Origin of the sequence: Archangium gephyra, from assembly GCF_042230915.1 — a bacterium.
In the GTDB taxonomy this organism is placed as follows: domain Bacteria; phylum Myxococcota; class Myxococcia; order Myxococcales; family Myxococcaceae; genus Archangium; species Archangium gephyra_B.
The window spans coordinates 6,911,395-6,923,088 of record NZ_CP102578.1; the positions used below are offsets into that span (position 1 = coordinate 6,911,395).

At 69.3% G+C, this 11,694-nt stretch carries 6 protein-coding genes and 2 pseudogenes; 4 read left to right on the forward strand and 4 right to left on the reverse strand.

What is annotated here, in order from left to right:
• Positions 1-52: 52 nt before the first annotated feature.
• Genes NR798_RS27035 through NR798_RS27045 form a run of 3 tightly spaced genes read right to left on the reverse strand, consistent with a single transcriptional unit; the run spans position 53 to position 2,138 of the window.
• Positions 53-1,279: a methyl-accepting chemotaxis protein gene (locus NR798_RS27035; protein WP_375765387.1), complete on the reverse strand. Its 1,227-nt coding sequence runs from the start codon at positions 1,277-1,279 to the stop codon at positions 53-55.
• 5 nt (positions 1,280-1,284) lie between these two features.
• Positions 1,285-1,659: a Frizzy aggregation protein FrzB gene (locus tag NR798_RS27040; RefSeq protein WP_375765388.1), complete on the reverse strand. Its 375-nt coding sequence runs from the start codon at positions 1,657-1,659 to the stop codon at positions 1,285-1,287.
• Positions 1,656-2,138 (reverse strand): chemotaxis protein CheW, encoded by a 483-nt coding sequence (locus NR798_RS27045; protein WP_375773828.1) that lies wholly within the window; start codon positions 2,136-2,138, stop codon positions 1,656-1,658. Before NR798_RS27045 ends, NR798_RS27040 begins: the two co-directional genes overlap by 4 nt.
• A 176-nt stretch (positions 2,139-2,314) precedes the next feature.
• Here NR798_RS27045 and NR798_RS27050 point away from each other — a divergent pair.
• The 3 genes and pseudogenes from NR798_RS27050 to NR798_RS27060 form a co-directional block, all read left to right on the forward strand.
• A pseudogene (locus NR798_RS27050) lies at positions 2,315-2,536 on the forward strand (response regulator); the annotation flags it as partial.
• A gap of 804 nt (positions 2,537-3,340) precedes the next feature.
• Positions 3,341-3,862, forward strand: a pseudogene (locus NR798_RS27055) (response regulator); the annotation flags it as partial.
• Positions 3,863-4,047: 185 nt separating this feature from the next.
• The gene (locus NR798_RS27060) at positions 4,048-8,958 is read left to right on the forward strand and encodes a hypothetical protein (RefSeq protein WP_375765389.1); all 4,911 of its coding nucleotides are present in this window, start codon (positions 4,048-4,050) and stop codon (positions 8,956-8,958) included.
• Between the two features lie 60 nt (positions 8,959-9,018).
• On the opposite strand, the gene NR798_RS27065 is transcribed toward NR798_RS27060, so the two are convergent.
• The gene (locus tag NR798_RS27065) at positions 9,019-10,326 is read right to left on the reverse strand and encodes a radical SAM protein (RefSeq protein ID WP_375765390.1); all 1,308 of its coding nucleotides are present in this window, start codon (positions 10,324-10,326) and stop codon (positions 9,019-9,021) included.
• 159 nt (positions 10,327-10,485) lie between these two features.
• Here NR798_RS27065 and ald point away from each other — a divergent pair, with 159 nt between their 5' ends.
• Positions 10,486-11,616: an alanine dehydrogenase gene (gene ald, locus NR798_RS27070; RefSeq protein WP_375765391.1), complete on the forward strand. Its 1,131-nt coding sequence runs from the start codon at positions 10,486-10,488 to the stop codon at positions 11,614-11,616.
• The last annotated feature ends 78 nt before the right edge of the window (positions 11,617-11,694 follow it).

Sequence of the window (11,694 nt, forward strand, 5' to 3'; positions counted from 1 at the left end):
CCAGAGGGCGTCAGGACGGAAATCCGCCCCGAGTTGCCCCTCCCGCTCCTGACTAGTCGGCCTTGAAACGCTTGATGAGCTCCGCCAGACGGCCGGCGAGCTGCGTGAGCTCGGCGGCGGCACCCGTGGCCTGCTTGGAGGCCTGGGTGGTCTGACGCGTCACGTCCTCGATCTCCGCCATGGAGGCCACCACCTGCTCGGTGGCGGTGCGCTGCTGCTGCGTGGCGAGGTTGATGACGCGGGCGGCGTCACTCGTCTCCTGCACACCGGCGAGGATGCCCTCGACGGCCTGCGCGGCCACCGCGCCCAGCTTCTCACCGGACTCCGTGGCCTCCTTGGAGGCATCCGCGGCGCTGCCGGCGGCGGCCGTGGCCTCGCGGATCTCGGTGATCAGGTTCTTGATCTCCTTGGTGGACTCCATGACGTTCTCCGCCAGGCGGCGCATCTCGGCCGCGACGATGGAGAAGCCCTTGCCCGCCTCACCGGCGCGGCTGCCCTCGAGGGCCGCGTTGAGCGCGAGCAGGTCCGAGCGGTCGGCGATCTCGTCGATGACCTCGACGACGGTGCCGATGCGCTCCACGCGCTTGGACAGCTTGGTGATGGAGTCGGCCACGGCGACGCCGTCGCTGCGGATCTGCTGCATGGCCTGGATGAACTCGCCGATGGCGCCCCGGCCCGCGCGAGCGGCACCCAGGGTCTCCTCGGCCACGCGCGCCACGCTGCCGGCGTTCTCGGCGATCTGCGCCGAGGCGTGCTTGAGCTCTTCCATCGTGGCCGTGGTCTCGTGGATGGCCGCGGCCTGCTCGGTGCTGCTCGTCTCGTGCTGCGTGGAGGCGGCGAGCACCTGGTTGGCGGACGAGGACAGGCGCAGGGCCGCCTCGTTGATCTCCCGCACGAAGGTGCGCAGCGTCTCGATCACCTTGCCGAAGCCCTCGAGCAGGGGCCCGAGCTGGGCATCCTCGGTGGAGGTGTTCCACTGGGCCAGGTCACCCTCGCGCACCAGGGTGATGAGCGCGTCGATGGCCTGATCGATCTCCTGGGCGGCCACCTGCTTGCGGCGCTCGGAGGAGGCGTGGCGGTCCAGCAGCTGGTTGAAGAGCTGGGCCAGGTCGGCGGCATCTTCCTCCACGGCGTTCTTGGGAACGCGCGCCTCGAGGTTGCCCGCCAGCACCGCGATCACGGTGTCGGTGAGGGGCTTGAGGGAGGCGGCCTTCTTGGAGCGAGGGGCAGCAGCGCCCTCCGTCGAAACCACTTCGTTCTTCGTGTCAGCGGGGGACATTGCCTTCAGTGCCTTCCTTGAGCATTCAAGGTTTCAACAAGATCGATGAGCATCACGGGGCGCTCCTGGTCGAGGAACACACCGACTGCGTAGGGCGCGGCGCCGGCCACGACCGGCAACCGCCGCAGATCCATGATGGGGACGGGGCGCACGCCGCGGATGGCGTCCACCTTCAGGTGGCCCTCCCCCTCGGGGGTGTCGAAGACGAGCGCGCGGCCGCCGCGCTTGAGCGGGCCGAGCCCCGGCACCTCGATGTCGTCGGGGTGCGAGCGGTCGATGCGCAGCACCTGCTGGGCATCGGTGCCGTAGAGGACGCCGCCGACCTCGAAGAAGAGGACGTCGACATCGTTCACCGTGGACGAGTGATCGTCGTAGATCATCGCACCACCGCGCGCTGCCGGGCGCTCTGGAGCAGCTTGGTGAAGTTGATCAAGGCGATCGCATCCTGGGGCGTGGAGCCGCCGGTGACACCAAGCAGGTGCTCGACGGCCGCATCCCCACCCAGGGGAGGAGGAAGGACGTCGGCCACCGGGATGCGCCGCAGCCCGAGCACCGCGTCCGCCACCACACCGACGCGGTAGCTGCCGCTGGTGCCGATGAAGAGCCGCGTCCTGGCCCCGACACGGGCCTCCCCCTTGCCAAGGAAGCGCAGGAGATCCATCACCGGGAGTACCTCGCCGCGATGGCCGGTAACACCCAGGAGGAAGGAGGGAGTTCGAGGAAGGGGCGTGAGAAGGCCGGTACGGATGACCTCGAGGACATTCTCACTGGGAACCGCGAGGCGGAGCTCACCCGCGCGGAAACAGAAGAATTCCTGCTCCGGCCGGGCCTGGCCCGCGATGGCCCGGTCGGGTGCCATCCGCAGCGCACGCTGAAGGGGAGTGTTGGTCAAGGCGCCAAAGTATCCGGAGGCTAGCGAAGTGGGTCAAGGGTGGACCGAAATCACGTGGTCCGGGCCCACTCAACGGTGTAGGGTGACTGCTGTATTCCTTGAGGAGGCAGATGTCTCGCGTACTGGTCATCGATGATAGCCCGATGCTGGTGGAACTCACGGTCCGGGCCCTCGCCGCTGCTGGCTACCATGCCACCGGAGCGACCGACCTGGCGAGCCTCGACCAGAAGCTCACCGAGGGACCGTTCGCGCTCATCCTCATGGACGTGAACATGCCGGAGATGTTCGGCGACGACGTCGTCGAGTACCTCCGCACCCAGAAGCGGGTCACCTCCAAGCTGGTGCTCTACTCGGACATCTCCGAGGAGGAGCTGGCGGCGAAGACGCGGAACTCGGGCGCGGATGCCTACATCCTCAAGGGGGGCGGCATCGAGGCGGTGATCGGCGGCATCATGCGCATCCTGGGCGCCCCCACCGCCAGTGCGGCCGCACCCGCACGGCCCGCGACGGCGCCCGCTGCCCCGGCTGCCCGCCCGGCGGGAACCGCGGCCGCACCCCGCCCGCCCGCGGTGGCTCCGGCGACCCGTCCGCCCGCCACCGCGGCTGCTCCCCGGCCCACCGGTCCTGGAGTTCCCCAGGCCAATGGCGCCACCCCGCCCCGAGTGGCCCCCGCCACGGCTCCGGGTCAGGCGATCCCCGGCCCCCGTGCCCCCGTCGCGGGACAGGTGGCCCAGCCCCGTCCTCCGGCGCAGGCGCCCGTGGCCGGAGCCCATCCCGCTGCGGCCGCGGGAGCCCATCCGGCGGCCCCCGCCGCGCCTCGTGCCCCCGTCGCGGGACAGGTGGCCCAGCCCCGTCCTCCGGCGCAGGCGCCCGTGGCCGGAGCCCATCCCGCTGCGGCCGCGGGAGCCCATCCGGCGGCCCCCGCCGCGCCTCGTGCCCCCGTCGCGGGACAGGTGGCCCAGCCCCGTCCTCCGGCGCAGGCGCCCGTGGCCGGAGCCCATCCCGCTGCGGCGGCGCCTCGCACCACCGCTCCGGCGGCCACGGCGCACGCCGCTCCCGCGGGGACAGCACCCACGAGGCCCGCGACTCCTGTGGCGTCGCATCCCACGGCTCCAGCGGCCCATACCGCTCCGGCCCAGCCGGCTCCCGCTGCCGCGCATGGCCCGGCTCCGGTCGCCGTGGCGCCCCCGCCCGCCCCGACTCCCGCGGCCCCCCCTACCCCCGCGGCTCCTGCGGCCGCTCCGGCCGCGCCCGCTCCGGCCGCGACGGGTGGCTTCCCCTCGGCCGCGAAGATGGCGGCGGCCGCCGGAAGGAAGCCTCGCATCCTCATCGTCGACGACAGCGAGATGACGGCGCGCATCATCGAAGCGGACCTGGTGACCAAGGGCTTCGAGGTGCACATCGCCGACTCCGCCGACAAGGCGACGAAGATCATCCTCAAGAAGCAGACGCGTCCGGACCTGGTCCTGCTGGACGTGCGCATGCCCAACGTGAACGGCGAGCAGTTCTGCCGGTTCATCAAGAGCAACAGCCTCTTCAAGGGCATCAAGGTGCTGCTGTGCTCCGGCGAGAACGTCGAGGAGCTGCAGCGCATCTGCCGCGAGGCCGGTGCCGACGGCTACGTGCCCAAGGACGCCGTGCTGGGCCATCTGGTGGCCAAGGAGCTCAACCCCGTCACCCCGCAGGAGTAGGCCCGCGTCGAGCCCAGGCGACGCACCCGCTGGCGCCTCCCTCGACTCCCGCCCGGTGCAAGCGTGCACTGGCCAACTGGAAGAGTTCATCCGGGCAGGAATTTTCCGAAATCATTGGAGCCCAGGTCAGCTTTCCGGGATAAGGCCCCCGAACCCGTCCATACGGGGAAACAGGGGGCTTTCTCTTGCGCTTCGACGCAACCAAACACACCCTCCGGCGGCTGAGCGGCCACCGGTTGGGTCTTCTTCTGGGGCTGGTGGCTGCCGGAGCCGTGGGGCTCCTGGCCAGGCCAGGCCTCTCGGGCGACGTGCCCGTGCCCGGCGAGGCCGCGTGCTGCACCAGCGCCACGGCCGTGGGCGACGCGATGATCCACCCGCCCAGCGGGGGCGACAAGGACTTCTTCGCCGTGCCCTCGGGCCCGGCCAACGCCATCTTCCTGCTGAGCAACTACGAGTCGATGCAGGAGTACGCCGAGTACCTGCCCGAGGTGGGAGACACCACCAAGACGGGCTGCTCGGATCCTGCGCTGGTCGCGGCCATGAGCTGGGTGGACATCACCAGCACGGATCCCAAGCGCAACGGCTCCACGCCCATCGATCCGGATCCGGACTTCCACCCGACGAACGTCCAGTTCTTCGATCCGAACAAGTACTACAACTCGCGCGGCTGGCGCCTGGCGCTCAACGGCTGGGACTGGCCCTACACGCTCGAGTCGGACTACCGCAGCACGGTGGGCTCCTCGGACCTGGACTCCATCTGCTACCCGCACACGGGGTGGGATCCCAGCTCGGCCATCCACAAGGAGTGCAGGCAGTGCCTGCTGACGAAGGGGTGGTGGCGGGGCAACCTGCACAGCGAGCCGTCGGATCCGAAGCTGCCCAACGCGGCCCGGCGCAAGTGGCTGCTCAGCGGCCGCGTGCTCAACGTGCGCCCGCCCAAGTTCGTGGTGGCGCGCAAGGTGCTCAAGGACGTCATCTCCACCGCGGACAACCTGCGCATGGGCGTGGCCATCTTCGGCAAGGATCGCGGCTGGTACGATCCGCCGGAGATCCTCCAGCCCCTGCGGCCGGCCTGCAATGAGTCGCACCCCATCCTGGTCGAGTCGGCGCTCCAGCGCTCGGAGATGGTGAAGTCCATCAACAAGGTGGTCTTCAACCACTACGAGCGCTCCATCGGAGAGGCGCTCTTCGGCCTGGGCGGCTACTACTCGTCGCAGGCGGTGGATTCGCGGTGGACGAAGTGGTTCACCAACCCCATCTCGCCCGGCTTCGGCTGGCCGGGAGGCTGGAACGGCGGCACGGATCGGGATCCCATCACCCTCATGGAGGGCAACAGCTGGGGCTACGACAGCGTCGAGTGGCACAAGACGGGGCAGCCCTGGGAGGCGGGCGGCGAGCAGAAGTCCGTGTGCTTCGCGTGCCAGGCCAACTCGGTGATCGTGCTCACGGATGGCGCGCCCAAGTTCGACAACTCGGTGCCCGTCACGAGGATGATGGAGATCCTCACCGCCAACAAGGCGACGCACCCGGACGGGACGCTGCTCACGTTCGACCCGAGCGATCCACGCACCAACACGAATCCGGGCGGCGTGAACTACTGCGACAAGTTCGGCGTCACGAAGGAGGACTGCGACTACGCCAACTGGCCCACGGGCTTCGCGCGCACGAACAAGAACTTCATGGACGACGTCGCCTTCTTCCTGTCGCACATGGACCTGCGCGACGACATGGAGGGCGAGCAGTCCGTGCGCACGTACACCATCGGCTACGGCGACAACAGCCCGATGCTCCAGAGCATCGCGATGGCGGGCAAGGGCGAGTTCTACCGCGTGAACAACCCCACCGAGCTGCGCGACGCGCTGATGGCCGCCATCGACAACATCAAGGAGGTGTCCACCTCGTTCGGCTCGGCCAACATCTCCGGCGTGCAGACCGGTGGCATGCAGTCCTCGGTGTACGTGCCGCGCTTCATCCCGCGCAGGGATCAGCCCTACGAGGGCCACCTCTACCGCTTCTTCTTCTACAACGAGTTCACCCAGGGCTGTGAGCCGGCCAGGGCGCGGAGCACGGCCGGCGACAAGCACGACCTCAACGGGGACAAGGACTGCGAGGACACGTTCTTCCTGGACAAGCCCGCGGGCGTGGCCGTGACACCGGGCTCGGTGCCGTCCGTGGACGCGTTCGGCTTCAGCGCGGCCAACATCATCCAGGAGAACACCGAGGGCCGGTGGGTCAAGGTGTCCACGGCCACCCTCAACGCGGACGGGCGGCTGGAAGGCGGCAAGCCCGCGGAGCCCTTCTGGGACGTGGCCGAGACGCTTGGCCAGCGCAGCGCGGGCGCCTCGTGCAACCCCGACAGCGCTACCGGAGGCCGCTGCGTCTTCACCCTCATCGACCGGAACAAGGACGGCCGCTTCGACAACCAGGACAACCCGCCCGTGCCCTTCGAGGTGGCCCAGCGCGACCAGCTCAAGAGCTACCTGCTGGCCGCGGGCGACGGCTTCTGCATGCCGCTCTTCGCCCGCCTGAAGAAGGCCTGGGTGGGCTCGGCCGATCAGCAGGGCGAGTGCGTCGACACCCTCATCCGCTACGTGCGGGGCGTGGACGTGTTCGACCTCGATGGGGATGACAACCGCACCGAGGATCAGCCCTGCGCGGACAACGACAAGAAGTCCTGCAAGCTCGCGGACATCTTCCACTCCTCACCGGTGCTGGTGGAGCAGCCCATCGAGCCCTTCCTGTGCACGCTGGGACTGAGCACGCAGTGCGTGTCCACGCTCTACGAGGACTTCTCCGCCACGGTGACCTCCGAGGCGTTGTGCTCCGCGCCGGGCGCGCCCAAGCCGTGCTACGCGGCCACGCCCATGGAGCCGAAGCTCGGCTCGCCCGGGTACAAGTACGGCGCCTATGATCAGTTCCGGGAGCGGACCCGCACGCGTCCGCGCGTCGTGCTGGTGGGCTCCAACGGCGGCATGCTGCACGCCATCCACGCCGGCAAAGCGCTGAGCCGGGCGAAGGAAGGACCCCTGGACGACATCTTCGACCTGGGCACCGGTCAGGAGCTGTGGGCCTTCATCCCGCCGGATCTGCTGCCCAAGCTGGGCATGATGATGAACGGCCACGAGTACTTCGTGGATGGCACCCCCATGGTCCGCGACATCTGGGCGGACGGAGACGGGAGCCAGCCGGGCGTCAAGGAGGCGGAGGAGTACCACACGCTCGCCATCATCTCCGAGCGCTCGGGCGGCCAGCGCTTCCTCGCGCTGGACGTGACGGATCCGCTCGAGATGTTGAAGCCGGATGGCAAGCCGTTCCGCTGGATGTTCCCCAACGCCTGCGAGCCGGAGGCCTCCACCATGGGCCAGTCGTGGGCCAACTTCGCGCCCAAGCCGCCGCCCATCGGACCGGTGCGCGTCGCGGCGGACAACGCTCGGGGCTGGGACGAGCGGTGGGTCACCCTGCTCAACGGCGGCTACAGCGCGGACCTGTCGCGCGGGCGCGGCGTGTACATGGTGGATGCCTGGACGGGCCAGAAGCTGTGGTCCGCCGAAGCGAAGCGCGGCACCGCCGCCACGGGCAAGGACTACCAGGACGAGGTCATCCACCGGATGATGCCCGTCGTGGCCGCCCCCGCGCTGGTGGACCTCGGCAAGGCCGAGGACATCCGCATGGACATGGATGGCTTCTTCGACACCATGGTGGTGGGCGACCTGGGCGGCCAGGTGTGGACGTTCCGCTTCCACACGCCGGGCACGCCCGGCAATGGCGGCCTCATCTCCAACTGGTACGGCGCCCGCTCGCTGGAGATCGCCCGCGAGGACCTCTCCGGCTTCGACGCCCCCCGCAACGCCTGGAAGAAGACGCCCTTCTTCCACATCGCCTCCAACGTGCGTCAGCCGGACACGGGCTGGCTGCGCAGCTACCTCGGCTCGGGAGACCGGCAGAACCTGCGCGACAAGGAGGACACCTCCTGCGGCCCGGACAACCTGCTGGCCTGCGTCCGGATGAAGTGCGACGTGCGGGCCGAGTACCAGGCCCTTATCAACGGGGAGCTGCGCACCACCCTGCTCCGGTATGACAACGGCGTGCTGGTGGAGGACACCGGCTCGCTGTCCATCACGGGACAGCACGCCTGCTCCGCCGCGCGCATGGAGCTGACCGGCCTCACCATCCAGTGCGACAACGCCACGGCCCTGGGCAGCGGCACCTACCGCTACCCGGCCGTCGGCTCGGCCTCCACGGATGCCGACTGCTCCGGGTCGGGCTCCATGTGGTCCTGCAGCCAGGCCCGGCTCTCCACGGACTCGCACGGGGACCTGAAGCTGGGCTCGGACGCGGACCTCGTCCCGAGGAACCGCTACTACGGCTTCCACGCGTATGGCGGCGCCAAACGCAGCTTCAGGAGCGAGCCGGAGGCCATCGCCTTCGACAAGCGGCGCGTCACGGACATCCCCTTCACGTGCGAGCCGGGAGTGCAGTGCTCGCTCGTGGACGTCACCATCCCGGACAGCGCCTATGCGAACCTCCTGGGTTCGGACGGCAAGACGTGGCGCTACCTGCCCGCGAGCAAGCTGGCCTCGCTCGCGCGGGGCACCGCCGAGGGTCCCGGCTGGTTCATCCAGTACGACTCGCTGACGGAGAAGACGGCCGCCGGCTCGTCGGTGCTGGGCGGTGTCGTCTTCTGGCCGAGCTTCAACCCGCCCACGGCCAGCCCCACGTCGGCCTGCAAGCTGGGGGGCGCGGGAGACACCGGCCGCTCGTGGCAGGCGGACGTCATCACCGGCCTGCCGGATCAGTCCGATGGCTTCCGGCTGCTCGACGACAAGGGCGCGCTGCTCGGGTACATGCCCAACAAGTCGCGCGCGGTGTTCGCTCCGCCCCCGGAGCCGGCGAGCGTCATCTCGATGTCCAAGACGGGCGGCATCCGCTACCAGGTGGCGGTGACGGGCGCCGGTGAGCAGCCCACCACCGAGACGCTCCGCACCCGGGCCAACGTGACGCCGGATGTCTCGTGGATGGTGGTCCCCAAGAACCTGCACGAGTGCCGGCACGTGGACGGCCGGGCCTGCAACCCGTCCGAGCCGTCCGAGCCCTGAGTCGGGCCCAGCACCCTCCCCTCTCCCGCCGCATCGGGAGGGGGGAGGCCCATCCCACGGCTATCTCCGGGCGCTGGCCGCGTTCTCCCGCTCCTCGAGCCCGCGCGCGAAGTTGCCGATGATCAACCCAGGCCGGGCCGCCTTGAGCCGGCGCAGCAGCGTGCGGATGCCCACGGGCTCGCCGCCCGCGCCCTTGTCGCGCGCCACCTCCAGGTACTGGATGGGGTCGATGCACAGCGAGCGCGTCTGCACCTGGTCCACCTTGTACTTCTTCACCAGCCGCTCCAGGGCCTTCACCTCGCCCTCGCGATCGGTGACGCCCGGGAAGAGCAGCAGGTTGAGCGCGAGGTACGCGCCGCGCTGGCGCGCCAGGGCGATCGAGGCCTCCACGTCCTCCCAGCCGTACTTCACCGGCTTGTAGTAGGCCTCGTAGAGTTCCTTCGACGCCGAGTTGAGCGACACGCGGATGGCGTCCAGCCCCGCGTCGAAGAGCGCCTCGAGTCCCTTCGTGAGGCTCGCGTTGGTGTTGATGTTGATGGAGCCGCGCGAGGTGCGCTCGCGCATGTAGCGGATGGCCTCGGCGATGTACTTCCACCGGGTGAGCGGCTCGCCCTCGCAGCCCTGGCCGAAGCTGACCATGGTGCGGCCCGGCGCGTGCTCCAGGTGGTACAGGCCGATCGCCCCCATCTCCTCGCCCGAGGGCCCGTCATTCATGCGCTCGTGCGAGGCGGGAGGCCCATCCGCCGGCTGATCCGAGATGCACCCCACGCAGCGCGCGTTGCACATCACCGAGGCGGGGATGGCCCCCTCGTCGCGCACGTAGAAGATGTTCTGCGAGGTGAAGCACCGGTACAGCATCGCGCACGTGGTGAGCTGCTTGAGCACGCGGTTGTCCGGGAAGCGCGCCAGGTGCGCGTCCACGATCTTCTTCAGCTCCGGGGTGGAGTACCGCTCCGGCTCCCAGTGCGAACGCTTGTCGGTGTGGATGGCCCAGGCCACCGGGCCGTCCTCGCCCCAGGCCGCGGCGGTATAGGCCCACTGCGGCAGCACCGGGCCGTCCGCCTTCACCTCCCCAGGGAGGAAGGTGCGCGTGTAGCCCGGTGGAAGCAGGGCCCCCACCGCGCTGGGCACGAAGGTCTTCCCGTTCATCTTGATCTCGCGGACCAGCTCCAACTCCCCGGTCTCGGGATCCAACCCCACGGGCAGCCGGCCCGGCAGGTGGACGAGCCGGCCAGCGGACGGCAGGGGGATGGGCTTGTCCTGCGGGGGAACGAGCTCTTCCCCGCTGCGCAGGGTGGCCAGCAGATAGGGATGCTCCATCACCCGTCCCTTCGGGTCCGCGAACAGCAGCTTCGGTGCCAAAGTCATGACCTCGTTAACTATCACTGGCGGGTGGACCTTTCGACGCGCCGCGCATTCACGAGCCGTATGGCTCCTTGCCGGTGCGCGTCTTGACTCCCTCCAGGCCCCTGCCTAGGGTCCGCCCGATTTTCGTCCCTTATTGCGGACATTTCGGAGGCAGCTCAAGTGATTGTCGGAGTCCCCAAAGAGATCAAGACCCGCGAGTACCGTGTTGGCATGGTTCCGGCGGGCGTCCGCGCTCTCACCAGCGCGGGCCACACGGTTCTGGTCGAGACGAACGCCGGCGTTGGCTCCGGCATCCCCGACTCGGAGTACCAGCGCGTTGGCGCGCAGATCGTCCAGAGCGCGGACGAGGTCTGGAAGCGCGCCGAGATGGTCGTCAAGGTGAAGGAGCCCATCGCGCCCGAGTACGAGCGCATCCAGAACGGGCAGATCATCTACACCTACTTCCACCTGTCCGGCGTGGACCCCGAGCTCACGCGCACCCTGGTGAAGAAGAAGGCGTCCGCGGTGGCGTACGAAACCATCCAGCTGGATGACGGCTCGCTGCCGCTGCTCAAGCCGATGTCCGAGGTGGCCGGCAAGATGGCCATCCAGGTCGGCGCCGCGTGCCTGGAGAAGGCGCACGGGGGCAAGGGGATTCTGCTGGGCGGCGTGCCCGGCGTGCGCCGTGGCCGCGTCACCATCATCGGCGGTGGCGTGGTGGGCACCTGCGCGGCCAAGGTCGCCGTGGGCATGGGCGCCGAGGTCACCATCATCGACATCAACCTCGAGCGGCTCACCTACCTGGATGACGTGTTCCTCGGCCGCGTGGCCACGCTGGCCTCGGACACCGAGAGCATCGCCAAGAGCGTGCGCGAGGCGGACATCGTCGTCGGCGGCGTGCTCATCCCCGGCGCCGCGGCCCCCAAGCTCGTCTCCGAGGCCCTCGTGGCCGAGATGAGCCCCGGCTCCGTGGTGGTGGACGTGGCGGTGGACCAGGGCGGCTGCATCGAGACCTGCGTGCCCACCACCCACGACAACCCCACCTTCGTGAAGCACGGCGTGGTGCACTACTGCGTGGCCAACATGCCCGGCGCGGTGCCCCAGACGTCCACCTTCGCCCTCACCAACACCACCCGGCCCTACGCCCGGAAGATCGCCGACATGGGCCTCATCGAGGCCATCAAGGCCGACAAGGCCCTGGCCCGCGGCCTCAACACCTACAACGGCCAGGTCACCTACGAGGCCGTCGCCAAGGACCTCGGCTACTCCTACATGTCCATCTTCGACGCCATCGGCGCCAAGGGCCGGTAGTAGTCTCCGGTACTCCACACTGCGACACCCCGGCGGGGGGATTGCTCCCGAAATCAGGGAATAATTCTTCCCGCCGGT

What these genes read in the sequence shown, in the direction of transcription:
- NR798_RS27045 (WP_375773828.1), bottom strand. Translation starts at nt 2,138, where the DNA reads ATGGCACCCGACCGGGCCATCGCGGGCCAGGCCCGGCCGGAGCAGGAA.
- NR798_RS27040 (WP_375765388.1), bottom strand. Translation starts at nt 1,659, where the DNA reads ATGATCTACGACGATCACTCGTCCACGGTGAACGATGTCGACGTCCTC.
- NR798_RS27035 (WP_375765387.1), bottom strand. Translation starts at nt 1,279, where the DNA reads ATGTCCCCCGCTGACACGAAGAACGAAGTGGTTTCGACGGAGGGCGCT.
- NR798_RS27065 (WP_375765390.1), bottom strand. Translation starts at nt 10,326, where the DNA reads ATGACTTTGGCACCGAAGCTGCTGTTCGCGGACCCGAAGGGACGGGTG.